Source organism: Pseudomonas sp. GW821-FHT07G06, from assembly GCF_058986625.1.
Genome location: NZ_JBYSVW010000004.1, coordinates 229,697 through 256,212 on the forward strand (window position 1 = coordinate 229,697; position 26,516 = coordinate 256,212).

Below are 26,516 nucleotides of genomic sequence, written 5' to 3' on the forward strand. Positions count from 1 at the left end.
CTCGCGGGACACTTATTTGATGTGCCTTCCGCCGTTGACGGTCAGGGTGGTGCCGGTGACATAAGGGTTGTCGAGCAGATAGCGCAGGCTCTGGTAGATCACTTCGCAGCCGGGCTCGATGCCCAGCGCGGACTTGGCCAGTGCCTTGGCGCGGTAGGCCGCGTCGTCTTCAGGGTTGAACAGTAGCAGGGCCGGCGCAATCCCGTTGACCTTGATGTCCGGCGCGTACCTGGCGGCGAAGGACAGGGTCAGGCTGTCGAGTCCGGCTTTGCTGGCGCAATAGCCGATGTGCTTGCTGCTGCCCTTGCGGGTCACGTCATCGCTGATGTGCACGATGTCGGCGGGGCTTGAGCGTTGCAGCAGATCGGCGCAATGCAGGTTGATCAGGTAGGGCGCCAGCATGTGCACGCTGAACATGCGGGTGAATGCTGCGGCGTCAGTGTCCGGTGTTTCGGCCAGCCATTCGGAGGCGTTGTGGACAATCGCCCGCAAACAGTCAGTGTGGGTTTTCAGTTCACTGATGAAGGCAAGGATCCCGGCCTCGCTGGCGAAGTCCGCGAACACGGCGGTGGCCCCCAGATCGCGCAGGGCTTGTACGCCGGGCCGCTCGCTGCGGTAGCTGAAAATCACGCGATGGCCGTCTTCCAGCAATCGCCGGGCGCAGTGCAAGCCGACACGCTGGCCGGCGCCGGTAATCAGGATAGGGGCTGCGGAAGAAGTCATGAACGGCTCGCGTCGCGGTGAGAGTAAAACTATACCAGCGACGGCAGCGCTCTACCTATTGCGGGGGGAAACAACTGTGGGAGCGAGCTTGCTCGCGATTGCGGACTGTCAGACGACACATATGTTGACTGACACGCCCTCATCGCGAGCAAGCTCGCTCCCACAGGGGGATCAGCGATTTTGGACGGTGGGTTCTGCGGGCAGCGGTCGAGCTGGCGCACTGTTCAGCCAATTGGCCAGCAAACGGGTCGACAACGGAATGAACAAGTAAACCATCAGCGGCGTCAGGCACAGCGTGCTGATGAACACCCGCGGCAGCAGGCTCATGTCACTGATCAGCGGCCCCAGCACAAAGTTGAACAGCAGCGAGACCGGAAAGAACGCCAGCCAGATCGCCACGGCCTGTTTCCAGCGCGGCGGGCGTTGGCCGGCGACGCCAAACCAGCCTTCGATACCGCTGACCCGGTGTTCTGTCGGGTGGGCGAACAGGTCGCTGCCGCGTCCGAGCCAGGCGCTGCGAGAGACGGAATGTTCCCAGGCGTGCAGAGTCTGTTCGTCGGCGAAGCGGAAAATGATCTGGAATTCGTCATCGTCGGGCGGCGGTGCGAGTACGCCGGAGCCGAGGTAGCCGGGAAAGTCGGTGGCCAATTGCTCGCCTTCGCGCAGCCAGGCGATCAGGTCCTGATAACGTCCATTGGCAACGCGGCGCGCAACCATCAGCGTGACGGGTGGGGTAGACATTGTGTATCTCCATAAGGCATTTGCGTCGCTCCGGATAGGCGCTTCGCCAGGCGCAGCGCCGGGGTGGTGGGCTGCGACTTGAAACAAGCAAGGATTATTCCTGATTCTGCCCGTGGCGTCTGTGACGTTTACCCGCTCCTTCGCAGTATCGATTTTTTACGGAAACTTTACGGGGCGGGGGCGTTAGAATATCGGACGGACGATACAGGGATGTTTCAACAGGATGCCCATACTTACAGACGTCGCTTCAGGATCCACGCAGGCGAACGCTCTCGAACGGGAAGAGCTCTTTCCCATTCGCGAGGTGGCGCGACTGACAGGTGTCAACCCGGTCACGCTTCGCGCCTGGGAGCGACGTTATGGCCTGATTGTTCCAACACGCACCGATAGCGGGCATCGACTGTACTCGCTGACCGATATTGAGCGCATTCGCAGCATTCTCGGCTGGATCGAACGCGGTGTTGCGGTCAGCAGGATTGGCAAGATCCTGGCCAGGACCGAGCCGCTCCAGGCGTTGTCGCACATCATCCCCAACAGCCTCGTGGAAGCCGATTACGCGCAGTGGCAGCAGCAGGTTCTTGCGGCGGTCAACGAGTTTGACGACCTTCGGCTGGAGCAGCTCTACGGGCAAATCTTTTCCAGTTACGCCCTGCCTGTGGTGTTTCAGGACATTCTGATCCCCGTCTGGAAGCAGTTGTTGCAGCGCCAGGACCAGTTCGGCGTAACCAGCGAGTGGCTGTTCCTGGATGGTTTTCTGCGTTCCCGGGTAGTGCAGCGCTTGCTGTTGGCGCGCGAGAAGCAGCCGCGTCGCGTGGTCATCTGTGCCCTGGATGATCATTGCCGGGAGCTGGAGCTGTTGGTTGCCGCCCTGTTCCTGAGTTCCGGGCCATCGGCCATTCGCGTATTGAACATAGGCCAGCCATTCGAGGAACTGGCGCTGATGTGTGAAAGGATCAAGCCCATGGCACTGGTGCTGTTTTCCAATCAGGTGCCGAATGCCGAGTTGCCGCGGCGCTTGAATCGCCTGGCCATGGGCCTGGAGTGTCGATTGTTGTTGGCTGGTGATGCTTCCAACCTGGCGCAGGACAGCCTGGCCGGATCATCGATCGGTTGCCTGGGCAATGAAGGGAAGGTCATGAGCCAGCGTCTGAAGCAGTTCCTGGCGGGGAATCTGGATACTTGAAGTTCAGAGATGCAGCGTTGGATGAGTCAAACGATGCTGTTGCAGGATGAACTGGCGCAGACGCTCGGTTTCGTCCGTATCGCTCTGGTTCAGTTGATAGGCATAGAAGCCCTGGTCGTTTTCTTTCTCGAAGGTGCCGCGCAAGGCAATCCGCTCATAGCCTGAGGGGCTGAACCACAAGGCGAAATGCTTCGGTGGCTTGGTCTTGTTGCGAACCTCCAGCAAAACCCCTTTGCACGACACTTCGTGTACCCACAGGGTGCCGGGTTGACCCTGGGCGTTTTCCAGCGCGACCGGCTCGTCCAGTACCAGACGCCAAGGCCGGACCATCGGCCCGTCTTCATAGATGCTCGGCACGCCGAGACGCAAATGCAGCGCATGGAACTCGTCTTCCACCAGGTGCAGGGGGAAGGTTATTTGCTGGTTTTCGAAGCTGGCTTGAATGGTGACCTGCTCATGGGCTGCCAGGCGGGTAAGCAGGTCACGGATTTGCGATCCACCGTTGACGAGCAGGCTCGACGTCGCATCCCGCACATTGAGTTGCGGGTTGTGCTGCATGGTCTGGATGAAATCCAGCTCATCCTGGGTCAGGAGCGCGTCGCGTTGCATGGCCAGCTCGAAGGATATAGTTACAAAGTTATTGGTGATTGTAGTTACTGACCATTAATTCTGAGTTTCGTTTGCACCGTTCGTCGCCTTGAGCGCAGCAAGTTCCGCCTGGAGTTCAGCGACCTGCCCCTCCAGTTGAGCCACGCGCTGTTGCGCCTTGACCTGGACGGTGACGTCTTTCTGCACGCCGACAAAGTAGGTTTGCCCGTCCGCTGGATTTTTCACCGTTGAAAGGGACAGCTCATTCCAGAACGGTGTGCCGTCCTTGCGGTAGTTACGCAGTATTTCCCGGCAGGAACCTTCTCGGTTCAAGGCGTTGCGAATCAACGGCAGGGCTTCCTGGTCGCGGTCCCCTGACTGCAGGAAACGACAATCCTGATAGAGGATCTCTTCGCTGGAGTACCCCGTCAGGCGTTCGAACGCGGGGTTGACGTATATGAGGATTTTGTCCTGATCGCCTTCCTTCTCGGCGATCACGATGCCGTCGTTGGAGGCGTTGATCACCATTTGCAGCAGTTGAGCATTAATCATCGGAGCATCCTTTCCTGATTGATTGTCAATTGCATTCTAAAAGAATAATCACGACCGTGGTGTTAATATCCGGGTCTTTCACCCGGATTCAGGATCAGATTGATGAAAGTCGCCATCATTTCCGGCTCGGTGTACGGCACGGCCGAAGAAGTTGCCCGCCACGCCGCCAGCCTGTTGAAAGCCGCCGGTTTCGAAACCTGGCACAACCCGCGTGCGACCCTCGCCGACGTCCAGGCGTTTGGCCCCGAAGCCTTTCTGGCGGTGACCTCGACCACCGGCATGGGTGAGCTGCCGGACAATCTGCAACCACTGTATTCGACCATTCGTGACCAACTGCCAGCAGCCTGGCGCGGTTTGCCGGGCGCGGTGATCGGATTGGGCGATGCGAGTTATGGCGATACTTTTTGTGGCGGCGGCGAGCAGATGCGCGAATTGTTCGGTGAACTGGGCATTCGCGAAGTACTGCCGATGCTGCGCCTGGATGCCAGCGAGAGCGTGACCCCCGAGACGGACGCCGAACCTTGGCTGGCGGAGCTGATCAGCGCACTGCGCACCTGACGTTACGCCGACATCCATGCCAGTCAGGGTTCTGACAGTACGGTAAAGAACTGCCGGTCAGACCATCGCTGGCGCCGGTCGTTTGACATGGATCCATGGATGGCAGGGCGACTGACCCGTAAGGCCACCAAGCTGGCTGCCAATGCAACTACACGAACCTCAAGGGCTGACTAGACTCGGTGAACATAGGAAACACTCCATAATAAAAAAACACCGAGGCTCCTTGCCGTGACTGTCGCTCCCGTCCAATCGCCACACAGTGTCAAAGACCAGGTCAGTGCTGCCGAGTGGCAGACTCGCGTTGACCTGGCGGCCTGTTATCGCCTGGTTGCCCAACACGGTTGGGATGACCTGATCTTTACCCACATCTCCGCCAAGGTACCCGGCACCGAAGATTTCCTGATCAACCCGTTCGGGTTGATGTTTCACGAAATGACCGCGTCGAGCCTGGTCAAGGTGGATCAGGCCGGCAACAAGCTGATGGACAGTCCTTACGAGATCAATCCGGCGGGTTACACCATCCACAGCGCCGTGCATGAAGTGCGTCACGATGTTGTTTGTGTGCTCCACACCCACACGGCTTCAGGGGTGGCGGTCTCGGCACAGAAGCAGGGCGTTCTGCCGATCAGCCAACAATCGTTGTTCGTGCTTTCCAGCCTGGCCTACCATGCCTACGAAGGTGTGGCGCTCAACCATGAAGAGAAGGTGCGGCTGCAGGCCGACCTCGGTGAAAACAATTTCCTGATGTTGCATAACCACGGTCTGCTGACCTGCGGCAGCACCATCGCCGATACGTTCCTGATGATGTTTACCTTTCAACGTGCCTGCGACATTCAAGTCATGGCGCAAAACGGTGCGGCTGAACTGATTGCCATCGAACCGCAGATTCTGGCCGGCGCCAAAGCCATGATCGCGGGTGTCACCAGAAGTGCTCAAGGAATGGGTGGAGCGCTGGCGTGGCCGGCGCTGCTGCGCAAGCTCGATAAACTGGACCCGGGTTATAAACTCTAATGGCACTCGCCGAGATTCCTCTGTGTGTCTGGCGCAAACGCAGCCAGACGTTCGTTTTCCGTGGCCACAGCATCCGTTACTGGACGGCGGGGCAGGGTGAGCCGCTGTTGCTGATTCACGGTTTTCCGTCCGCCAGTTGGGACTGGCATTACCTGTGGCAGCCATTGACCCAGCGCTTTCGCGTGATCGCTTGCGACATGCTGGGCTTCGGCGATTCGGCCAAACCGGCGAACCACGAATACAGCCTGCTGGAGCAAGCGGATCTGCAACAGGCACTGCTTGAGCACCTGAATGTCGAACAGCCGGTGCACCTGTTCGCCCACGACTATGGCGACAGCGTGGCCCAGGAACTGCTGGCCCGGCATTACGAGTCGCGGGTGGAGCTGGCCAGTTGTGTGTTTCTCAACGGCGGGTTGTTTCCGGAAACCCACCGCCCGGTATTGATGCAAAAGCTCTTGCTCAGCCCTTTGGGCTGGATGATTGGCCGTGCCTTCAGCCGTGATGGCCTGGTGAGAAGCTTTCGGCAGATTTTCGGCCCGCAAACCCGTCCCAGTGAAAGCCAGATGGATGACTTCTGGAGCCTGGTCGAATGCCAGCGTGGGCCACGGATCATGCACAAGTTGATCGCCTACATCCCGGAGCGACGGGTCTGGCGCAACCGCTGGGTAAGCGCGATGCAACGCGGTGAAGTGCCGCTGCGAGTGATCGATGGCGGGGTCGATCCGATCTCCGGCGTGCATATGGTCGAGCGTTACCGGGAGCTGATCCCGGATGCGGACACTGTGGTGTTGCCCGACATCGGTCACTACCCGCAGATCGAGGCACCCTGCGAGGTCCTCAGGCACTACCTGGCGTTTCGCGATCAATTGCTTTCCCCACCGCGCAAGGTGGCGTGTTCCTGATTCGCAGCGTGAACCTGCTGGGCTTTTGTGGCGAGGGGGCTTGCCCCCGTTGGGCTGCGCAGCAGTCGTAAAACCTGTGTCCCGGATTGAATGCCTCAGGGCCGCTTCGCGACCCGACGGGAGCAAGCTCCCTCGCCACAAGGGCCGCGCAACCTGTTGACGCGATCATCATCCCCCAGCCTTATCGCGCACCATTCAGCCTCCCCCGTGTTGATTGTGACCCGCTGCGCCGTGCCGGACACTCGGACTCATCGTCCCTTGGCCTGCTGGAGTCCCCCCATGAATGAGTCTGTGCGCTTCGAAGATAAAGTTGTGATCATTACCGGTGCCGGTGGCGGCCTGGGACGGGCGCATGCACTGCTGTTCGCCAAACAGGGCGCCAGGGTTCTGGTCAACGACCTGGGCGGCTCGACCCAGGGCGAAGGCGCCAGCGCCTCGGCCGCCGCCCGCGTGGTAGCGGATATTCGCGAGGCCGGCGGTATCGCCGAGGCCAACCACGATTCGGTCACTGACGGTGACAAACTGGTCCAGCACGCCCTGGACGTCTTCGGTCGCGTCGACGTGGTGGTCAACAACGCCGGGATCCTGCGTGACAAGACCTTCCACAAAATGGAAGACGCCGACTGGGACCTGGTTTACCGCGTCCACGTCGAAGGTGCCTACAAAGTCACCCGTGCCGCCTGGCCGCACATGCGCGAGCAAAACTACGGCCGGGTGATTTTCACCGCGTCGACCTCGGGTATCTATGGCAATTTCGGCCAGTCCAACTATGGCATGGCCAAGCTCGGTCTTTATGGCCTGACCCGCACCCTGGCCATCGAAGGCCGCAAGAACAACATCCTGGTCAACGCCATCGCCCCTACCGGCGGCACACGCATGACCGAAGGCCTGATCCCGCCGCAAGTCTTCGAACAGCTCAAGCCGGAACTGGTCAGCCCGCTGGTGGTGTACCTGGCCAGCGAGAACTGCCAGGAAACCTCCGGTCTGTTCGAGGTCGGTGGCGGCTGGATGGGCAAGGTCCGCTGGGAGCGCAGCCTCGGTGTCGGGTTCGATCCACGGGCCGGCTTCTCACCGGAAGACGTGGCGGCGCACTGGCAGCAGATTTGCGACTTCGAAGGTGCGGCGCATCCGAAGGACAACATCGAAGCGCTGAAGGAAATGATGGGGAATTTGCAGAAGTATTCGCTCTGACTTTGCCGGCAAGGTCACATTGATTGACCTTGCCGGTAACCGCATTTGTCGGTTGGAAAATCGTTTGCCCTCGATCAGCCGGAAAAGTATTTGAATACCAGTGCCTTCAGATTGGCGGCTGTCTGTGCGTCCATTTTTCCGTCGAATTTTTCCGGGCGAAAATGCATCTGGAATGCCCGCACCAACTGTTGAAAACCACCTTCCGACGAGGCGCCCGAAACATCGTAGCCATAGGACTTGAACAGCCCCAGCAATTCGCTTCGGCCCGGAACGCCCGATGTGGTGTATTGGCTCAGATACTGGTCCCGAGTGGCTTCATCAAACCAGGCGCCGACGCCTTTCAAGTACAGCGCCTGCCAGGGAAACATCGGCCCCGGGTCGCTTTTGCGGCCGATTGAAATATCGGAGTGGCCCAGAACCTGCGTCGGCGTGATATCCGGGTAGCGCATGAGGATGTTCAGCGCCAGTTGTTCAATCGCGGCAATCTGCTCGGGGTGATACGGTGGGAAGGTGAATTCGCCGTGGTTGTCAGTCGCCAGGTTGACCACCTCAATGCCGATAGACGTGTCATTCAGATTGCTGCGGTTGCCCCACTGACTGACGCCCGCGTGCCACGCGCGATGGCTTTCATCCACCAGGTTGAACACTTCCTGCCCGGTATAACCGGCTTTCAGGTAACTGGGGTCGGTGATATCCGGAACCAGATAGTGCGCGCTGACCTTCGGGCCGGTCAGGGCGCTGACAGAACTTGAAAAGTTAGCGGCGGTGTAGTGAAGAACCAGAAAGCGTATTCGGCTGTTGAAGCGTCTGGCTGAGCGATACTGGTTGTAGTTGATGGGTTTCATGGTTGCACTCGCAATAAGTAGTTTGAAGCCAGGCAACGATAAAAGTCGTTTGCCGACTTGCTGTTCAACTTAATGGCCGGAGTGCTTGTGATGTTTACCTATGCTTGTAGTTGCTTTCTGAAAGAAATGTAGGAGCCAGCTTGCTGGCGATGGACTCCAGTGCGTCGCGTGTATCCAGATCACACGCGTAATCGTTAACGACCATCGCTGGCAAGCCAGCGCCCACAAAGGACCCTGCCCACACCGAAACTGTAGGAGCCAGCCTGCTGGCGATGGACTCCAGTGCGCCGCGTTCATCCAGCTAACCCGCGTTATCGTTAACGACCATCGCTGGCAGGCCAGCTCCCACAAAGGACCGTGCCCACACCGAAACTGTAATTGAATGGACTCGCCCAAGCCGAGGCGTCTGTGCGCCGCGTTTATCCGGTTCACACGCGTTATCGTTAACGACCATCGCTGCGATGCGGCGACCCGACAAGCCAGCTCCTGCAGTGGCCGTGCCCACGTTGAAAATGAGCCCCATAAAAAAGGCCGCTGCAAACGCAGCGGCCAAAGTAAGACGTTGGATCAGGAGCTACAAATCAACGTCAGTGAACACGGGGCGATGAGCCGAATCCTCGATTCATCTGAAATCTTTCAGTCACGGCGCAGGCTCCGTGGCAGCCAGATAAGAATAAGTCCTTGGTGCTGTAGGAAAAACACCAATTCCCGACATGCACTGTTGCAGCCCAGGCAACAGTCAGGATTCGGCTGCTCGACGTCCGGGTGATGACCCTGTGCCAGTCATCCTTTAGAGGTACACCACGAATACCTCCTTGGTGCGCTTATCGATCCCGATGCCCGGCAGTAGGGTGACGCCTTCTGTCACTCACCGGGGAAGACGCATGACAAAAACAACAATGCGCGCCATCTTCACACCGCAGGCGCTGGCGGCCGCGGTTGCATTGGGCTGCTGTGCCCAGGCTCAGGCCATTTCGTTCAGCATCGGGGAAATCGAGGGGACGTTCGACTCCTCATTGTCGGTCGGCGCGAGTTGGGGCATGCGTGATGCGGATGATGCCCTGGTAGGCACCGTCAATGGCGGTTCCGGTCAGTCTTCGACCGGTGACGACGGGCGCCTGAACTTCAAGAAAGGCGAAACCTTCTCGAAGATCTTCAAGGGGATTCACGACCTCGAACTGAAGTACGGCGACACCGGTGCGTTTGTGCGTGGCAAGTACTGGTACGACTTCGAGCTGAAGGATGAAAGCCGCCCATTCAAGGACATCAGCGATCACAATCGCAAAGAAGGCGCCAAGTCTTCAGGCGGACAAATCCTCGACGCATTCGTTTATCACAACTACTCCCTCGCCGATTTGCCGGGCACGGTGCGTGCCGGCAAGCAGGTGGTCAGTTGGGGTGAGAGCACCTTCATTGGCAACTCGATCAACAGCATCAATCCGGTCGACGTGTCCGCGTTCCGTCGCCCTGGGGCCGAGATCAAGGAGGGCCTGATCCCGGTCAACATGCTGTTCGCCTCCCAGGGCCTGACGGACAAGTTGACCGTGGAAGGCTTCTATCAACTGGAATGGGATCAGACAGTCGTCGATAACTGCGGCACCTTCTTTGGTGTCGATGTGGTGGCCGATGGCTGCAACAAGGGCTACACCGTCGCCAGCCCGGCCATTGCACCGCTGCAGCCGATTGCTGCAGCCTTTGGCCAGGGCTTCGAGGTCAGCAAAGAGGGGGTGATCGTTCCCCGTGGCGGCGACCGTGATGCCCGGGATTCCGGACAGTGGGGTACGGCGTTGCGCTGGCTGGGGGACGACACCGAGTACGGCCTGTACTTCATGAACTACCACAGCCGCGGCCCCAGCGTCGGGACCACCACCGCCGGGCTCAGTACGCTGGCAAGCCTTCCGGGAATCGTCGCCGCCGCCAACCGAATCGCCCCCGGCAGCGGTTCAGGCCTGGCCCAGAGTGTGATGCTCGGACGCGGGCAGTATTACCTCGAATACCCGGAGGACATCCGCCTCTACGGCGCCAGCTTCTCCACCACCTTATCGACCGGCACTGCGTGGAGCGGGGAAATCAGCTACCGCCCCAACCTCCCGGTGCAGGTCAACACCAATGACCTGACCCTGGCCATGCTCAATCCGATAGCAGGCGGTGCGGCGTCGCCCATCGCCACGTCACCGGGGGCTGACAACACAGGTTACCGCCGCAAGGAAGTGACGCAGGTCCAGAGCACCCTGACGCACTTCATCGATCGGGTCGCCGGTGCGGATCGCCTGACGCTGGTGGGCGAGGCGGCGGTGGTTCGGGTCGGTGGCCTGGAAGCACGCAGCAAACTGCGCTATGGCCGCGACTCGGTGTATGGCCAGTATGGTTTCGGCGGTGACACCGACGGCTTCGTGACCTCGACTTCATGGGGTTATCGCGGTCGGGCCATCCTCGACTACAACAACCTCATCGCCGGGATCAATGTCAGGCCCAATCTCTCGTGGTCCCACGACGTCTCCGGCTATGGCCCCAACGGCCTGTTCAACGAAGGCGCCAAGGCCATCAGCCTGGGTGTCGATGCGGACTATCGCAACACCTATACCGCGAGCCTCAGTTACACCGATTTTTTCGGAGGGGACTACAACGTCCTCACCGACCGTGACTTCGTGGCGTTGAGCTTTGGTGTGAACTTCTGATCTGGCTGAAAAGGATGAATTCAATGCGCAAGATGATTCTGCAATTGGGCACCGTTCTGGCTCTGAGTCTGCTGGCCGCCAAGGTGATGGCCGCGGTGTCGCCAGAGGAAGCCAACAAGCTCGGCACCAGCCTTACACCACTCGGTGCCGAGAAGGCCGGCAATGCCGATGGTTCGATTCCGGCCTGGACCGGTGGCATCCCGAAAAACGCTGGCGCGGTGGACAGCAAAGGTTTCCTGGCCGACCCGTTCGCCAACGAAAAGCCGTTGTTCGTGATCACCGCGGCGACCGTCGACAAGTACAAGGACAAGCTTTCCGACGGCCAGATCGCAATGTTCAAGCGCTACCCCGAGACTTACAGGATTCCGGTTTATCCCAGCCACCGCACCGTGGCCCTACCGGCAGAAATCTATGAGTCGGCCAAGCGCAGTGCGCTGAACGTAACACCGATCAACGACGGTAACGGTCTGGCCAACTTCACCGGCAATCGCTACTACGCGTTCCCGATTCCGAAGAATGGCGTGGAAGTGATCTGGAACCACGTCACCCGTTACCACGGCGGCAATCTGCGTCGCACCATCACCCAGGCGACACCACAGTCCAATGGTGACTTCACGGTGATCCGCTTCAAGGACGAAGTCGCCGTGCCGTCGTTGCTCGGTGATCTGAAACCGGGCAGCGACGATAACGTGCTCAACTACTTCAAGCAGGAAGTGACCGCACCGGCGCGGCTGGCGGGCAACGTATTGCTGGTCCACGAGACGCTCGATCAGGTCAAGGAACCGCGCAAGGCCTGGATCTACAACGCCGGCCAGCGTCGGGTACGGCGTGCGCCGCAGGTCGCCTATGACGGTGTCGGCACCTCATCCGATGGCCTGCGCACCACCGACAACTTCGACATGTTTTCCGGCGCACCGGATCGCTACGACTGGAAACTGATCGGCAAAAAGGAGATGTACATCCCCTACAACAGCTACAAGCTCGACTCGCCAGACCTCAAGTACACCGATGTGATCAAGGCCGGGCACATCAATCAGGACCTGACGCGCTATGAATTGCACCGGGTCTGGGAGGTCGTCGCCACGGTCAAGCCGAGCGAGCGGCACGTGTACGCCAAGCGCCACATGTACATCGACGAAGACAGCTGGCAAGTGGCGCTGGCCGACCACTACGACGGACGTGGACAGCTCTGGCGCGTCGCCGAAGGGCATGCCCAGTTCTACTACGATCACCAGGTGCCGGCCTATACCGTCGAAGCGCTGTATGACCTGATTGCCGGTCGCTACATCGCACTGGGAATGAAGAACGAAGAAAAGCGCAGCTTCGAGTTCAACATCGATGCAAAAGCGGGGGACTACACACCGGCAGCCTTGCGTAGCACGGGGGTCAGGTAGGTTTCCTACAGGCTTCTACACAAAAGGGTGACTTTGCGGTCACCTTTTTTATAGGGGGCGATCAGTGTGTTGAATACTTCTTCAACAAGCGCTCGGGAGGGGTCTAGGGTGGCGCCAGAATTATAAAAAAAGGCGCATCACAATGACTGCAATGACGCACCGTCTGGACCGCCCTGGCCTTGTGCCCCGACTGTCGTCCCATCATCTGTCCCGCGAGCGGCTGATCAAGCCCATGCTGGGGTCGACCGCGAGGGTGAAGTTGCTTTGCGCACCGCCCGGCAGTGGCAAGAGCGCGTTGCTCAGCGAATGCCTGCTGCGGGCGCCGGAGCACTGTCGGGTCTGTTGGCTGCCGCTGGCGGGGGCGTCGTTGAGTGCTGCCGATTTTCTGTTGCGCCTGACGCAAGCGCTGGATCTGCCATCGGCGGATGAGCCCGGGCTGCTGGCGCATCTGGCCCGATTACAGACGCCGACCTGGCTGTTCCTGGATGATTACTGCCGCGCACCCAACCCGGAACTCGACCGGATGCTCGATCGCCTGTTGGCCGTCGCCAACCCGGCGCTGACCTGGTGGCTGGCTTCCCGTCGTCGACCCTCCTGCAACTGGCCGCGGCTGCTGCTCGATGATGAGGTGTACGAGTGCGAAGGCCGGGCGCTGGCGTTTACCGAGGCCGAGGTCGGGCAGTTGCTCGGTCATGTCGAGCCGACCCTGGCGGCCCAGACCGCCAAGAGGGTGGTTGAGCGTAGCGGTGGCTGGTGCGCTGGCGTGCGGATCGCGTTACTCAATGGTTGCCCGTGGTCGGGTGAGCAGGGGCGTTCGGCAACGTTGCTCGATTATCTGCAGCACGAGTTGTTCAACACCTTGCCGCCGGAGTTGGTTGAGGTCTGGCAGGTGTTGGTTCATCTGCCACGCTTCAACGCCAGCTTGTGCGAGCATCTTTTCGGTACGGGTGAGGGCGCGCAGTGGCTGCACGCGTTGCAGGAAATGGGCTGCTTCATTGAGCCTTGGGAAGACTCCGTCGAGTGGCTGCGGATCTTCGAGCCACTGGCCCGGGCAATGGCTGAAGAGCCGACCCCGACCGGGCGATCCTGGCATCGCCGCGCGTGCCAATGGTTCAGCGCCGAAGAGGACTGGCAAGGTGCGTTCGAGCAGGCGCTGTTGGCGCAGGAGTTCGAAGTGGCGGTCAGTCTGTTGCAGCACTTCAGCCTCGAGCACTTGTTCCGGCGCGAAAATGTCTGTCTGTTGTTGAAACTCCACGAGCGTCAACAGGCTGAGCTGACCCTTGTTACGCCGCAATTGGTGGGGCTGGTCAGCGCGGCGTTATTGTTTGCCGGACGTTTCGACCCTGCCGCCGCGTGCATCGAGCAACTGGCACGATTTACCCCGCAGCCTACGCAGGCGCTGCAACGGCAACTGCTGGCACGCTGGCAGGCGCAGCAGGGCTGGCTGCTGCATTTGCAAGGCCGTATGGAGGCGGCCCGCGGGCACTTTCTCGATGCGCTGGCCGAACTGGGCGTCGATGCCTGGCCGGCGCGAGTGTTGTGCCTGTCAGGACTGACCCAGCAGGCGTTGCTCAACGCCGAACTCGATGTGGCGCAGGCGTTCAATCGTGAGGCACTGTGCCTGGCGCGCGCCCAAGGCTCGCTATTGTTCGAAGGGCTGCTTGAACTCGATCACGCGCAGCTGCTGGAGATGCGCGGAGCGCCCCGACGCGCCGAGAGCTTGTTGGCTGATACGGTTGCGCTGTTGTCTCGAGAGGCTGATCGACCGACGCCGCTATTGGGGCGAATTGCCCTGCGGCGAGGACGGTTGGCCCTCTGTCAGGGACAAGATGAACTGGCCGCCGGTTTCTTCCAGTCCGGCCTGGAGGACTGCCTGCAAAGCCAGGACAAGCACGCGCTGTATGGCTTTCTCGGGCAAGCACAGATGGCCGCCAACCAGCGCGATTATGCCCATGCATTTGATCGTCTGCGCGAAGCCGAACGGTTGATGCAGCAACGGCAGATCCCCGACACGGTTTATCGCAGCGTACTGCTGCAAATCAGCAGTCATTTCTGGCTGCAACAAGGGCGCCCGGAGTTGGTCCGGGAAGCGCTGACCCGAGTCTTGCGTCATTATCGCGGGGCCCATGCACGCCAGGCACCACCCGCCACGCTGCAACTGATTGCGCGTATCGAATACCAATTGGTGTTGGCCGAGACTCAACTTCAATTGGCGCAATGTCCATTGGATCGCCTCAAGGCGTTACTCCAGCATGCGCAACAACAGGCCATGCTGGCGCTGGAAACGGAGTTGCAATTGGCAATCTGCGAAGTGGCGGACCTGACGGGCGAGCCGGACATGGCTCATGCCGCACTGGAGGCTGGCCTGGCGTTGGTGAAGCGTTGTCATGGGCAACAGGCATTGCGTGATTTGAATTTGCGCCAGCCGGGTCTGATCTGTCGTCTACAGGGAACGGCGCCAATGGTCGACAGGGGCACCGCTGTCAGCTTGCTGAGCGGGCGGGAGCTTGAAGTACTGGACCTGATTGCCCAAGGCAACTCCAATCAGCAAATCGCCGAGCAACTGTTCATTTCGTTGCATACGGTGAAAACCCATGCCCGGCGCATTCACAGCAAGTTGGGTGTGGAACGACGCACACAGGCAGTTGCCATGGCGAAGAAGTTGGGATTGATAATGCAGGTTTGTTAAGTGTTGGTTTTTGGTTTTGAAATGAATTAAAGGCATGCCAACCCTGCCTGGTTGGCACAGCTGTCGCAATCAGGTTGCGGAGGCGGCGGGTTCATGACCCATGCGCCAGCTGACCGCACGGCTGGCGGATAACAGGCGCTGCGCCGCCGGCCCGTTTTCATCGGCATGGAACAACGATGTCGGCCCCACCACCGTCAGCACCGCAACCACTCTGCCCATCGCGTTGAATACCGGTGCCGACAAGGCATCCACCCCTGGCAGCAGTAAACCATGTACATGGTGCAAACCACGTGCGCGGATTTGTTCGCACTGGGTCGCGTAGGCCTGATCGTCTGCCAGTACATGGGCTGCGTGGGACTGCAATTCCTGCACGCGCAGATCCTCGGTCTCGCGTTTCGGCAGGTAGGCGCCAAATACCAGTCCCGTCGAAGAGCTGAGCAGCGGCAGCACCGAGCCCAGTTGTGTCACCACCGTCACCGCACGCACTGCCGGTTCGATGTGCACCACGGTCGCGCCCTGATTGCCCCATACCGCCAGAAAGCAGGTTTCGTTCAAGTCATCGCGCAGCTCGGCCAGGGGCAGGGCGGCGACTTTCAGCACGTCCATACTGTTGAGTGCTGCCAACCCCACGCGCAAGGCTTCACGACCCAGGCCGTAATGGTTGGTCGCTGCGTTCTGTTCGGCAAACCCGCTGGCGATCAGCGCCTGCAAATAACGGTGGACCTTGCTCGCCGGCATCTGCACGTGTTCGGCCAGGCGCGACAGCGAAGTCGAAGGCGACAACTCGGCCAGAGCCTTGAGGATGTCGGTGCCAACCTCGGCCGAGCGGACTTTCTGTTTACCGTTGTTGTCGCTGGTTTTTTCCATGGTGGCTGGGATCCCGGGACGAATGGGCGTCTTTATAGCTTGACGGTCAATACCAATCAAATTACGTTATGCGTAATCAAATTACGATAAAAATAACCCAGGCGTGCCTCGACCTCTGCAACAGAGCGAGCGGCCACTGCCGACTCCCTGTTCAGGAGGCTCCATGAACCCCGATTCAACGATGCCAGCGCTGGCCTACCTGTCAGGCTTCGGCAACGAATTCAGCAGCGAAGCCTTGCCCGGCGCACTGCCTGTTGGCCAGAACTCCCCGCAAAAAGCCCCGTACGGTCTCTACACCGAGCTGTTCTCCGGTACGGCGTTCACCATGCCGCGCAGCGAGGCGCGTCGGACGTGGATGTACCGCATTCAGCCGTCAGCCAATCACCCGGCATTCGTCAAGCTGGACCGGCAACTGGCCGGCGGCCCGCTGGGTGAGGTGACCCCCAATCGCCTGCGCTGGAACCCGCTGGACATTCCCGCCGAGCCAACCGACTTCATCGACGGCCTGGTGAGCATGGCCGCCAACTCGGGCGCGGAAAAACCGGCCGGGATCAGCATCTACAACTACTGCGCCAACCGTTCCATGGAGCGCGTGTTCTTCAACGCCGACGGTGAGATGTTGCTGGTGCCTGAACTGGGGCGCCTGCGCATTGCCAGTGAACTGGGCGTGCTTGAACTGGAACCGCTGGAAATTGCCGTGCTGCCACGGGGTCTTAAATTCCGCATCGAGCTGCTCGACCCGCAGGCCCGTGGTTATGTCGCCGAAAACCATGGCGCGCCGCTGCGTCTGCCGGACCTGGGGCCGATTGGCAGCAATGGCCTGGCCAATCCGCGGGACTTCCTGACCCCGGTGGCGGCCTACGAGAACCTGCAACAACCCACCACGCTGGTGCAGAAATTCCTCGGCCAGTTGTGGGCGTGCGAGCTCAATCATTCGCCGCTCAACGTGGTCGCCTGGCACGGTAACAACGTGCCGTACAAATATGACCTGCGCCGTTTCAACACCATCGGCACCGTCAGTTTCGATCACCCGGATCCTTCGATCTTCACCGTGCTGACTTCGCCGACCAGCGTCCATGGCCTGGCCAACCTCGACTTCGTGATCTTCCCGCCGCGCTGGATGGTGGCCGAGAAAACTTTCCGTCCACCCTGGTTCCATCGCAACCTGATGAACGAGTTCATGGGTTTGATCCAGGGCGAATACGACGCCAAGGCCGAAGGCTTTGTGCCCGGCGGTGCTTCGCTGCACAGCTGCATGAGCGCCCATGGTCCCGACGGAGAGACTTGCACCAAAGCGATCAACGCGGACCTCAAGCCGGCGAAAATCGACAACACCATGGCATTCATGTTCGAGACTAGCCAGGTATTGCGTCCGAGCCGTTTCGCCCTCGATTGCCCGCAACTGCAAAACACTTACGATGCCTGCTGGGCTACGCTGCCCGCCACTTTTGACCCGACCCGGAGATAACCCATGACGCAGACTTCCATCACTCGCAGCTGGGTTGCATCCGCCAACGGCCATGCGGATTTCCCTCTGCAAAACCTGCCGCTGGGCGTGTTCAGCCTCAACGGCTCGGCACCGCGCAGTGGCGTGGCCATTGGCGAACACATCTTTGACCTGCAAGCGGCCCTGGAGGCCGGTTTGTTCGATGGCGCTGCGAAAGCAGCCGTCGAAGCGACCCTTGGCGGTCAGTTGAATGCCTTCTTCGAACTGGGGCGTGAGGCTCGCGTCGCGTTGCGCGACCGTTTGCTGGAACTGTTCGCCGAGGGCAGCACCCTGCACGGCAAGATCGAAGCCCAGGGCGCAAAACTGCTGCCGCTGGCGGCGGATTGCGAGATGCACCTGCCGGCAAAAATCAATGATTACACCGACTTCTACGTCGGCATCGAGCACGCGCAGAACGTCGGCAAATTGTTCCGTCCCGACAACCCGTTGCTGCCGAACTACAAGTACGTGCCAATCGGCTACCACGGTCGTGCGTCGACCATTCGCCCGTCCGGTACCGACGTCCGCCGCCCGAAAGGCCAGACGTTGCCGGCCGGTCAGAGCGAACCGACGTTCGGCCCTTGTGCGCGCCTGGACTACGAACTGGAGCTGGGCATCTGGATCGGCCAGGGCAACGACATGGGCGACTCGATTGCCATCGGCGACGCTGCCGATCACATCGCCGGTTTCTGCCTGCTCAACGACTGGTCGGCACGGGACATCCAGGCCTGGGAATACCAGCCTTTGGGGCCGTTTCTGTCAAAAAGCTTCATCACCAGCATTTCGCCGTGGGTTGTCACCGCCGAAGCACTGGAACCCTTCCGTCGCGCCCAGCCTGCGCGTCCGCAAGGCGATCCGCAGCCGCTGCCGTACCTGCTCGACAAGCGCGATCAGGCCGCTGGCGGGTTCGACATCGAACTGGAAGTGCTGCTGCTCACCGAGGCCATGCGCGAGCAGAACCTGCCGGCCCATCGCCTGACCCTGAGCAACACACAGCACATGTACTGGACCGTGGCGCAAATGGTCGCGCACCACAGCGTCAACGGCTGCCAATTGCAGGCCGGTGACCTGTTCGGTTCGGGCACCTTGTCGGGGCCGGAGAGTGGTCAGTTCGGCAGCCTGCTGGAAATCACCGAAGGCGGTAAAAAACCGATCGAACTGGCCTCGGGCGAGGTGCGCAAGTTCCTTGAGGACGGTGACGAAATCATCCTGCGCGGCCGTTGCCGCCGCGACGGTTTCGCTTCCATCGGTTTCGGTGAGTGCCGCGGCAAAGTGCTGCCGGCGCGCTGAGAGGAGCGGGGCATGGAACTCTATACTTACTACCGTTCGACGTCGTCGTACCGGGTGCGTATCGCGTTGGCACTCAAGGGCCTGGATTATCATTCCTTGCCGGTCAACCTGATCGCACCCCAAGGCGGCGAGCATCGACAGCCGCCTTATCTGGGCATCAACCCGCAGGGCCGCGTGCCGGCCTTGCGTACCGATGAAGGCGAATTGCTGATCCAGTCTCCTGCGATCATCGAATACCTGGAGGAACGTTATCCACAGGTGCCGCTGCTGTCCAGGGACCTCGCCACCCGCGCACATGAGCGTGGCGTGGCGGCAGTGATCGGCTGCGATGTGCACCCGCTGCACAACGTCAGCGTGCTCAACCGGCTGCGCCAGTCGGGCCACGACGAACCGCAGGTGGTGGAGTGGATCGGGCACTGGGTCGGCCAGGGCCTGGCCACGGTAGAGCAGTTGATCGGTGATGACGGTTACTGCTTCGGCCCCGAGCCGGGGCTGGCGGACGTCTACCTGATCCCTCAGCTGTACGCGGCCGAGCGTTTCAATGTTTCCCTTGAGGCTTATCCTCGCATCCGGCGAGTGGCGGCATTGGCGGCGACGCACCCGGCGTTCATCCAGGCGCATCCGGCGAATCAGCCAGATACGCCATAACGGTTCACACCGACCCAATGTGGGAGCGAGCTTGCTCGCGATAGCGGTATGTCAGTCATATTGATTTGACTGACACTCCCTCTTCGCGAGCAGGCTCGCTCCCACAATGATTTTTGATCAATGAACGATGGCATTCGGCGGCAGATGCCCCAGCCGTTCCGTGAGGCGAATCCGCTGGATGGGATCGTCGCTGAGCAGCAGTGCGTGCTCCAGGTCAAAACGCTCGGCGTTCGGGCAGTCCAGCCGTTGATACAGGCTGGCCCGGGCCAGATAGTCGGCGCTACTGGCATTGCCCAGTTCCAGGACGCGCCCGGCGTCGATCAGGGCATTGATGAAGTCGTCGTGGGACAGGTACAACTGGCGCAGGTTGCGCGACAGCCGTTGCAGCATCTGCACCGGTTCGGCGGTGACCAGATGGTCGGCACTGAGCTTCATGTTCGGGCCATACTGGCGGTGCAACAACTCTCGGCAATCGTTCGGATAAAGGCGACGGCCGCCGCAGGGATCGAGCAAATGATCGGCGCCCGGCACCCGCAGCAGGAAATGCCCGGGAAAGTTGACCCCGACCATGGGGATCTCCAGGCCCTTGGCCAACTCCAGCGCAATCAACCCCAGCGTCAAGGGTTGCCCTCGTCGGCGTTCCAGTACTTTGTCGAGCAGTGCCACTTGTGGGCGCAAGGGTGTGAAGTCGTCCTGGGCAAAGCCCAGGTCGTTCATGCGCCGCAATAGCGGTTGGGCCAGTTCACTGACCGGCAGCATCGGCAAGCCACCGCTGACCCGTTGCTGCAATTCCTGGAAATCGGCCAGTACTGCTTGGGGGTTCACTTCACCGTCATGCTCGACTGCAATCCATAGCGCCGCCTCGAACAGCGCGGGCGGTGAACGTTGCAGGCAGGCGAAGAACGATTGGCGCGGGGTCATCAAAATCTCCGGGCAATGCCTCGTTTTAGTCCCCTCTCCGGCATTCGTCCAGTGCTGCGCAAGAGCGAATTCCGGTTATTTCCGAAAGCCTGCATCGCGGTCGCGCTTATTCCGGTGCGCTTCTGCAATTTTCGGGCGCAAGCCTATACTGGCGTCTACAAGAAGTGATTCGGGAGCCTTACGATGTTCGCTCTCATGCAAAGTACTCGCCTTGAATCGCTGCATCTGAGCGTTGACCCGGTCACCGGGTTGAAGGCGGTCATTGCCATTCATAACAGCCGACTGGGGCCTGCCCTGGGCGGTTGTCGTTATCTTGCCTATCCCAGCGACGAGTCTGCGGTCGAGGATGCGGTGCGCCTGGCCCAAGGCATGAGTTACAAGGCGGCACTGGCCGGCCTGGCCCAGGGTGGCGGCGTGGCGGTGATCATTCGCCCCGTTCATGTGGCCAACCGCGCCGCGCTGTTCGAAGCCTTCGGACGCTGTATCAATCAGCTGGACGGGCGCTACATCACGGCCATCGACAGCGGCACCTCAGTGGCGGACATGGATTGCATCGCCCAACAGACCCAACACGTCACCAGCACCACCTCGGCGGGTGACCCCGCGCCGCACGCGGCGATGGGCGTATTCACCGGCATTCGCGCTACTGCGATGGCGCGACTGGGCAGCGATAACCTCGAAGGCCTGCGCGTCGCCATTCAAGGCTTGGGCAACGTCGGTTATGCCCTGGCAGAACAGTTGCACGCCGCCGGGGCCGAACTACTGGTCAGCGATATCGATCATGGCAAGGTGCAACTGGCGATGGAGCAACTCGGGGCTCACCCCATCGCCAACGACGCACTGCTCAGCACACCTTGCGATATTCTTGCGCCTTGCGGTTTGGGCGGAGTGCTGAACAGCCACAGCGTGACGCAACTGCGTTGCTCGGCAGTGGCCGGCTCGGCTAACAATCAGCTGACGCATCTGGATGTCGCCGACCAACTGGAACGTCGCGGCATCCTGTACGCACCGGATTACGTGATCAACGCCGGCGGGCTGATCTATGTGTCGCTCAAGCACCGTGGTGAAGAACTGTCGACCATCACCGCACACCTGTCGAAAATCAGCTCGCGTCTGACCGAGGTGTTTGCCCACGCCCAGGCGGAAAAACGTTCGCCGGCTCGGGTGGCGGACGAGCTGGCGGAAAAGGTGCTGTATCGATAAAAAGATCAAAAGATCGCAGCCTTCGGCAGCTCCTGCAGGGAGCTGCCGAAGGCTGCGATCTTTTGATCTTCGGACATGAAAAAGGCCCTGACTCCATCGGACTCAGGGCCTATTCAATTCGGGCCTTGCTTACTTGGCGGCTTTGGGGGCCTTGGCAGGCTTGGCCGGGGTGATCGGCTCAGCGGCTTCAACCACCTCAGGCGCTACAACAGGTTCCACGACTTCAACAGGTGCCGCAAGCAATTCGGACAGGGCGTCCGGCTGGCTCTTGAACGCCTTGGCGAACACATCGCGATTCTTCGCCATGTAGATCCCGGCTTCTTCCACTTGCTGCTCGGTCAGGGACGGAACGGCTTTTTGCAACACTTCAGCCAGCAATTCGGCCAGTTCGAGCATTTTGTCATGACGGTCAGCTTCGGCTTTATCCATGAACAAGCGCTCCAGATCTCGGCTGCTGCGGTATACCACTTCGACGGCCATTCACCACCTCACATGCCTTCACATTGGTTGTCGGTTTCGACTACTGTATCTATATACAGCGAAAGGATAAGCGAAACCCTGTCTTTTGGGTAGTGGCTTTTTAATGTAGACCGGTTTCGACATTTGTCAGGCGAGGCCCCGCACAGGTGCGACCAAACGCCACGGCGCGCAATCCGGAACGGCTCGCCATCATGGGCTGGCCTTTTTTCTGCATGCAGAAAAACCGTCACGTCCAACCCGCATCATCCGGTCGAACCGACCTAAGGAAGCATCACCGTGAAAATCAACTGGGCCGAAAAACTGCGGCAGAGCGTGCATGAACTGGCCGAGTCCCTGGGCAATCTGTTCGTCGAGACCTTTCATTACCTGGCGCTGTTCGCCATCGGTGCGGTGACCGCATGGGCGGCGGTGATGGAATTTCTCGGGATGATCGAAGAGGGGCACATCAAGATCGATGACATCCTGCTGCTGTTCATCTACCTGGAACTGGGGGCGATGGTCGGGATTTACTTCAAGACCAACCACATGCCCGTGCGCTTCCTGATCTACGTGGCGATCACCGCGCTGACACGGCTGCTGATTTCCAACGTTTCGCACCACAACCCGCCGGACCTGGGGATCATTTACCTGTGCGGCGGGATTCTGCTGTTGGCGTTTGCGATTCTGGTGGTGCGTTACGCTTCGTCGCAATTTCCCTCGGTGAAGATCGAAAATCCGCATCGCAAGACCGGCGCGGGTTCCAGTGAACATCCAGAGGTCGAGAAGGGCGAAATCTAGAGCCCGAGCGTGGGGCGCTGCCGCCCTTTGACGGGAGGGGGCGGCAAGGTCCGTCCGCTGCCGGCGGTCATGGCTTCGAGGATGGCCACGGCGCTGTGGCCCTGTTCGATGGCAATGCCGAATTGAATGCTTTGAACCAGGCGCTTGAGGCGCTGGGGGTCATTGCGTTGTTCGGCGCTGATCATGCGTTTGGCCACCACGCGGCCACTGTTTGAGAGGGTCAGCATGATGCTGCCGTCCAGGCCCTGAATGCTCAGGTTGATCTGGTAATCCGCTGCAAAGGCATCGGTAATGAGCTGGAAAGGGTTGTCCATGATGCGTCACCGCCTGATTGAACGTGCAGTTGTTGACCGGCCGATATCGGGATTAGTTCGCAACACCAGACCATCGGCCATCTCGCCATCATTGTTCCAGCAGGGAAGTAGCAAGGCCCATGCCGGAAAATTGTCGGACAATAAACAGGTTCTGTAGGAGCGAGCCTGCTCGCGATGGTCGTGAACGATAACGCGTCAAACCAGATGGCTTGCGGCGCCTGAGGGTTTTTCGCGAGCAAGCTCGCTCCTACAGGGGGCCGCGTTTTCTGCACGTTTCAGGGCAATAATGGCGGGCGTGCAACCAAAGCGGTCAACACTCCACCCAGTTCACCGCCAGTCCGCCCCGTGACGTCTCTTTGTACTTGTCGTGCATGTCGGCTCCGGTGTCGCGCATGGTGCGGATCACCCGGTCCAGGGAAATGAAGTGCTTGCCATCACCGCGCAGGGCCATTTGCGTGGCGTTGATGGCTTTCACGGCGGCGATGGCATTGCGTTCGATGCACGGCACTTGCACCAGTCCGCCCACCGGGTCGCAGGTGAGGCCGAGGTTGTGTTCCAGGCCGATTTCGGCAGCGTTTTCCAACTGTTCCGGGCTGGCGCCCAGTACCTCTGCCAGGCCCGCGGCGGCCATGGCGCAGGCAGAGCCGACTTCGCCCTGGCAGCCGACCTCGGCCCCGGAAATCGATGCGTTTTTCTTGCACAGGATGCCTACGGCGGCAGCACCCAGGAAGAACGCGACCACGTCGTCGTCAGACGCATCGGCATTGAATTTCATGTAGTAATGCAGCACCGCCGGAATGATGCCCGCTGCGCCGTTGGTCGGCGCCGTGACCATGCGCCCGCCTGCCGCGTTTTCTTCGTTCACGGCCAGGGCGTACAGGTTGACCCACTCCATCGCCGACAAGGTGGAGGTGATCACATTCGGCTTGCCGATTTCCTGCAGGCTGCGATGCAGTTTCGCCGCTCGGCGTGGAACATTCAGACCGCCGGGCAGGATGCCTTCGTGACGCAAGCCCTGCTCGACGCATTCGCGCATCACCGACCAGATGTGCAACAGGCCCCGGCGGATCTCGGCATCACCACGCCATGCCCGTTCGTTGGCCATCATCAGCTCACTGACCCGCAGCCCGTGCTCATTGCACAGCCTGAGCAATTCGGCGGCGCTGGAGAAATCGTAAGGCAGCACCACATCGCCAGTCGGTGCGATCCCGGATTCGGCCTCGGCCGCTTCGATGATGAAGCCGCCGCCCACCGAGTAATAGGTTTGCTCGAACAGTTCGCCGGATTCGCCGAAGGCTGTCAGGGACATGGCATTGGGGTGGTAGGGCAGGCTCTCGTCAAGCAACAGGAGATCGCGGTGCCAGTCGAAGGCAATGTCCTCAACGCCTGCCAGACGCAATTTGCCGGTTTCGCGCAGGGTGTGAATGCGGCTGTCGATGGTGGTGGGATCGATGCTGTCGGGCCATTCGCCCATCAAGCCCATGACGCAGGCGCGGTCCGTCGCGTGACCGACGCCGGTCGCCGACAGAGAGCCGTAAAGGCGGATCTCCACGCGTCGCACGTCCGTCAGAAAACCCTGTGCGATCAGTTGTTGAGCGAAGGTCGCGGCGGCGCGCATCGGACCGACGGTATGGGAGCTGGACGGACCGATGCCGACTTTGAAGAGATCGAAAACACTGATAGCCATGCTAAAGCCTGTACAAGTAATGGGAGAGGAATCGCCGCCATTTTTGTAGGACAAGCGCTATGTCGGCGATACTGCCCGCCAAGGTCCTATGTGACCAACGAAATTTCCTAAGACATCCTTTAGCAGGACTAAACGATGAGCCGTCAATTACATGCCCAGACCTATGTCTGGCTGAACGTGTTTGCCTGTGCTGCGCGGCACCTGTCGTTCACCCGTTGTGCCGAAGAACTGCACATCACACCCGGAGCCGTCAGCCAGCAGATCCGCCAGCTGGAAGAACGCTTGGGCTTTCGCCTGTTTCACCGCCGCGCCCGTGGCGTGGAGTTGAGCGCCGAGGGCCAGCGCCTGGCCATTACCGTCAACGAGGCCTTTGGCAGCATCGACGCGGAATTGCGCCGACTGGATGCGGGCATGATCAGCGGGATTCTGCGGGTGCGTTCGATTCCGTCGTTCCTGAGCAAATGGCTGACGCCGCGCCTGCCGCGCTTGCAGCAGCGCTTTCCGGACATCCAGTTGCGCCTGGTGGCCGAGGACAGCAGCGTGCCGTTGCATGAGGGCGACTTCGATCTGGCGATCGACCTGAACGACGGCAGCTACCCGGGCCTGTTATCCACAGCCTTGCTCGATGAACAGATTTTTCCGGTGTGCGCGCCGAGCCTGTTGCGGGGTCGTCCGCCGCTGCACGGTCCGGCAGACCTGATGCACTTTCCTTTGCTGCACGACATCACCGCCTGGCGCGGCAGCTACGAGTATGCGGAATGGGAGTTTTACCTCAACGCCATCGGCTTCGAAGGGGCGGATGTTCGACGCGGGCATACCTTCAATCGCAATCACCTGACCATCGAAGCGGCCATCGCCGGGATGGGCGTGGCAATTGCCCGACGAACGCTGCTCAACGATGAGCTGGAACGCGGGGCGTTGATCGTGCCCTTTGGTCTGGCGGTGCCCAACCACAAGCGCTACATGCTGCTTTACGCACCGGGGGCATTGAGCCATCCGGGTGTGCGCGCAGTGCACGATTGGTTGGTGGAGGAAGCGGGGGTTTTTCGCAGCCTGCACCCGTTGGGGGAACAGCAAATGTGAGCAATTGTTACGCAAGAGCAGGGCGACCCAACTCCCGACCTTAACAGCGCTTTTACCGGTTGTCCGGCTTTTTTTGCGATTGAAAATTTATCTTTTTTTAGGGGTTGAATTGTTCAGCGTACAGACCGATTGTGTAACCAAGAGGTCACGGTGATGACGCCCAAGGGCTTAGCTGACCGGCCTCTCGCGAGCTAGCTGAAATAAGGGATGAACTATGCAAATCCAAGTCAATAGCGATAACCATATTCAAGGCAGTAAACGACTGGAGGAGTGGGTACGTACGACCATTGAGAGCACGCTCGAACGCTACGAAGAGGACCTGACACGCGTCGAGGTTCACCTGCGGGACGAGAACGGCGACAAGCCGGGTCCCCACGACATGCGCTGCCAGCTGGAGGCGCGGCCAAAAGGCCATCAACCGGTTTCCGTCACCCATAAAGCCTCCACCATGGAGCAGGCGATCGACGGAGCAGCCACCAAACTTGAACATGCGCTGGAGCATATGTTCGGCAAATTACGCGGCAAACGAGCGAATGTGGTGCCAATCGAGAGTGGCGCCCATGCCGACCAGCTGCTGGAAGAAGAGTTTCTGGAAAACGAACAGGCGGCGCTTAACGGCTGACACCTGATTCACTTTTTACCTTCCCATGAGAACGGGCCTGCATTGCAGGCCCGTTTTTGTTTCGGTGGCTTTTGGATGCCATG

24 protein-coding genes and 1 pseudogene are annotated in these 26,516 nt (G+C 60.2%); 15 read left to right on the top strand and 10 right to left on the bottom strand.

All coding sequences use genetic code 11. The features are described 5' to 3' along the window. Window positions 1-12 precede the first annotated feature (12 nt). Window positions 13-723: a dihydromonapterin reductase gene (gene folM, locus AC3WJW_RS10105; protein ID WP_007970306.1), complete on the bottom strand. Its 711-nt coding sequence runs from the start codon at window positions 721-723 to the stop codon at window positions 13-15. Between the two features lie 171 nt (window positions 724-894). Continuing rightward, the gene (locus tag AC3WJW_RS10110; RefSeq protein ID WP_116580984.1) at window positions 895-1,464 is read right to left on the bottom strand and encodes an antibiotic biosynthesis monooxygenase; all 570 of its coding nucleotides are present in this window, start codon (window positions 1,462-1,464) and stop codon (window positions 895-897) included. A gap of 223 nt (window positions 1,465-1,687) precedes the next feature. Between AC3WJW_RS10110 and AC3WJW_RS10115 the strand changes: the two genes are divergently transcribed. Further along, the gene (locus tag AC3WJW_RS10115) at window positions 1,688-2,647 is read left to right on the top strand and encodes a MerR family transcriptional regulator (RefSeq protein ID WP_493725892.1); all 960 of its coding nucleotides are present in this window, start codon (window positions 1,688-1,690) and stop codon (window positions 2,645-2,647) included. Window positions 2,648-2,650: 3 nt separating this feature from the next. Here AC3WJW_RS10115 and AC3WJW_RS10120 read toward each other — a convergent pair whose 3' ends face one another. Both AC3WJW_RS10120 and AC3WJW_RS10125 read right to left on the bottom strand, forming a co-directional pair. Further along, the gene (locus AC3WJW_RS10120; protein WP_493725893.1) at window positions 2,651-3,256 is read right to left on the bottom strand and encodes a hypothetical protein; all 606 of its coding nucleotides are present in this window, start codon (window positions 3,254-3,256) and stop codon (window positions 2,651-2,653) included. A gap of 54 nt (window positions 3,257-3,310) precedes the next feature. Next, on the bottom strand, window positions 3,311-3,787 hold the full coding sequence (locus tag AC3WJW_RS10125) for a PAS domain-containing protein (protein WP_493725894.1): 477 nt from the start codon (window positions 3,785-3,787) through the stop codon (window positions 3,311-3,313). Between the two features lie 102 nt (window positions 3,788-3,889). Between AC3WJW_RS10125 and AC3WJW_RS10130 the strand changes: the two genes are divergently transcribed. The 4 genes from AC3WJW_RS10130 to AC3WJW_RS10145 all read left to right on the top strand — a co-directional run bounded on the left by AC3WJW_RS10130 (window position 3,890) and on the right by AC3WJW_RS10145 (window position 7,449). Then, window positions 3,890-4,345, top strand: a complete 456-nt coding sequence (locus AC3WJW_RS10130; RefSeq protein ID WP_008046231.1) for a flavodoxin — start codon at window positions 3,890-3,892, stop codon at window positions 4,343-4,345. Window positions 4,346-4,573: 228 nt separating this feature from the next. Next, window positions 4,574-5,356, top strand: coding sequence for a class II aldolase/adducin family protein (locus AC3WJW_RS10135; RefSeq protein ID WP_102701466.1), 783 nt, complete (start codon window positions 4,574-4,576; stop codon window positions 5,354-5,356). Beyond that, on the top strand, window positions 5,356-6,258 hold the full coding sequence (locus AC3WJW_RS10140; protein ID WP_095965862.1) for an alpha/beta fold hydrolase: 903 nt from the start codon (window positions 5,356-5,358) through the stop codon (window positions 6,256-6,258). The genes AC3WJW_RS10135 and AC3WJW_RS10140 overlap by 1 nt, the downstream gene beginning before the upstream one ends. Window positions 6,259-6,537: 279 nt before the next feature. After that, complete coding sequence (locus AC3WJW_RS10145) at window positions 6,538-7,449, top strand: SDR family oxidoreductase (protein ID WP_493725895.1); 912 nt, start codon at window positions 6,538-6,540, stop codon at window positions 7,447-7,449. A 74-nt stretch (window positions 7,450-7,523) separates the two neighbouring features. Here AC3WJW_RS10145 and AC3WJW_RS10150 read toward each other — a convergent pair whose 3' ends face one another. Next, complete coding sequence (locus AC3WJW_RS10150) at window positions 7,524-8,294, bottom strand: N-acetylmuramoyl-L-alanine amidase (protein WP_493726022.1); 771 nt, start codon at window positions 8,292-8,294, stop codon at window positions 7,524-7,526. An 884-nt stretch (window positions 8,295-9,178) separates the two neighbouring features. Here AC3WJW_RS10150 and AC3WJW_RS10155 point away from each other — a divergent pair. The 3 genes from AC3WJW_RS10155 to AC3WJW_RS10165 all read left to right on the top strand — a co-directional run bounded on the left by AC3WJW_RS10155 (window position 9,179) and on the right by AC3WJW_RS10165 (window position 15,055). Beyond that, window positions 9,179-10,972: a DUF1302 domain-containing protein gene (locus AC3WJW_RS10155; protein ID WP_493725896.1), complete on the top strand. Its 1,794-nt coding sequence runs from the start codon at window positions 9,179-9,181 to the stop codon at window positions 10,970-10,972. A gap of 23 nt (window positions 10,973-10,995) precedes the next feature. Then, on the top strand, window positions 10,996-12,366 hold the full coding sequence (locus AC3WJW_RS10160; RefSeq protein WP_493725897.1) for a DUF1329 domain-containing protein: 1,371 nt from the start codon (window positions 10,996-10,998) through the stop codon (window positions 12,364-12,366). 142 nt (window positions 12,367-12,508) lie between these two features. Beyond that, window positions 12,509-15,055 (top strand): LuxR C-terminal-related transcriptional regulator, encoded by a 2,547-nt coding sequence (locus tag AC3WJW_RS10165; RefSeq protein WP_493725898.1) that lies wholly within the window; start codon window positions 12,509-12,511, stop codon window positions 15,053-15,055. Between the two features lie 69 nt (window positions 15,056-15,124). On the opposite strand, the gene AC3WJW_RS10170 is transcribed toward AC3WJW_RS10165, so the two are convergent. Continuing rightward, window positions 15,125-15,922 (bottom strand): IclR family transcriptional regulator, encoded by a 798-nt coding sequence (locus AC3WJW_RS10170; RefSeq protein ID WP_493725899.1) that lies wholly within the window; start codon window positions 15,920-15,922, stop codon window positions 15,125-15,127. 163 nt (window positions 15,923-16,085) lie between these two features. On the opposite strand from AC3WJW_RS10170, the gene hmgA reads away from it, so the two are divergent. From hmgA to maiA, 3 genes are read left to right on the top strand one after another with little or no spacing between them, the layout of a single operon-like run. Continuing rightward, window positions 16,086-17,390 carry a homogentisate 1,2-dioxygenase gene (gene hmgA / locus AC3WJW_RS10175; RefSeq protein WP_493725900.1) on the top strand — a complete coding sequence of 435 codons (1,305 nt, stop codon included), beginning with the start codon at window positions 16,086-16,088 and terminating at the stop codon, window positions 17,388-17,390. A gap of 3 nt (window positions 17,391-17,393) precedes the next feature. Continuing rightward, on the top strand, window positions 17,394-18,698 hold the full coding sequence (gene fahA, locus AC3WJW_RS10180; RefSeq protein WP_493725901.1) for a fumarylacetoacetase: 1,305 nt from the start codon (window positions 17,394-17,396) through the stop codon (window positions 18,696-18,698). Between the two features lie 12 nt (window positions 18,699-18,710). Beyond that, window positions 18,711-19,346 carry a maleylacetoacetate isomerase gene (gene maiA / locus AC3WJW_RS10185; protein WP_493725902.1) on the top strand — a complete coding sequence of 212 codons (636 nt, stop codon included), beginning with the start codon at window positions 18,711-18,713 and terminating at the stop codon, window positions 19,344-19,346. Between the two features lie 117 nt (window positions 19,347-19,463). Here maiA and AC3WJW_RS10190 read toward each other — a convergent pair whose 3' ends face one another. After that, on the bottom strand, window positions 19,464-20,267 hold the full coding sequence (locus AC3WJW_RS10190; protein WP_493725903.1) for a SirB1 family protein: 804 nt from the start codon (window positions 20,265-20,267) through the stop codon (window positions 19,464-19,466). A 183-nt stretch (window positions 20,268-20,450) separates the two neighbouring features. On the opposite strand from AC3WJW_RS10190, the gene AC3WJW_RS10195 reads away from it, so the two are divergent. After that, window positions 20,451-21,470 (top strand): Glu/Leu/Phe/Val dehydrogenase family protein, encoded by a 1,020-nt coding sequence (locus AC3WJW_RS10195; RefSeq protein WP_007970336.1) that lies wholly within the window; start codon window positions 20,451-20,453, stop codon window positions 21,468-21,470. Window positions 21,471-21,710: 240 nt separating this feature from the next. Here AC3WJW_RS10195 and AC3WJW_RS10200 read toward each other — a convergent pair. Beyond that, window positions 21,711-21,950 (bottom strand): annotated as a pseudogene (locus AC3WJW_RS10200) (YebG family protein); the annotation flags it as partial. 276 nt (window positions 21,951-22,226) lie between these two features. On the opposite strand from AC3WJW_RS10200, the gene AC3WJW_RS10205 reads away from it, so the two are divergent. Continuing rightward, window positions 22,227-22,727, top strand: a complete 501-nt coding sequence (locus tag AC3WJW_RS10205; protein ID WP_015093539.1) for a phosphate-starvation-inducible protein PsiE — start codon at window positions 22,227-22,229, stop codon at window positions 22,725-22,727. Here the strand turns inward: AC3WJW_RS10205 and AC3WJW_RS10210 are convergent. Then, window positions 22,724-23,041, bottom strand: a complete 318-nt coding sequence (locus AC3WJW_RS10210; protein WP_493725904.1) for a DUF3509 domain-containing protein — start codon at window positions 23,039-23,041, stop codon at window positions 22,724-22,726. The two genes, AC3WJW_RS10205 and AC3WJW_RS10210, sit on opposite strands and share 4 nt — an antisense overlap. 310 nt (window positions 23,042-23,351) lie before the next feature. Then, window positions 23,352-24,728, bottom strand: coding sequence for an L-serine ammonia-lyase (locus tag AC3WJW_RS10215; RefSeq protein WP_493725905.1), 1,377 nt, complete (start codon window positions 24,726-24,728; stop codon window positions 23,352-23,354). A 135-nt stretch (window positions 24,729-24,863) separates the two neighbouring features. Here AC3WJW_RS10215 and AC3WJW_RS10220 point away from each other — a divergent pair, with 135 nt between their 5' ends. Together AC3WJW_RS10220 and AC3WJW_RS10225 are read left to right on the top strand one after the other, a co-directional pair. Continuing rightward, a complete protein-coding gene (locus tag AC3WJW_RS10220) occupies window positions 24,864-25,811 on the top strand; it encodes a LysR substrate-binding domain-containing protein (protein WP_007970343.1) in 948 nt (315 codons plus the stop codon). 214 nt (window positions 25,812-26,025) lie between these two features. Continuing rightward, window positions 26,026-26,433 carry an HPF/RaiA family ribosome-associated protein gene (locus AC3WJW_RS10225; RefSeq protein ID WP_007970346.1) on the top strand — a complete coding sequence of 136 codons (408 nt, stop codon included), beginning with the start codon at window positions 26,026-26,028 and terminating at the stop codon, window positions 26,431-26,433. Window positions 26,434-26,516: the final 83 nt, after the last annotated feature.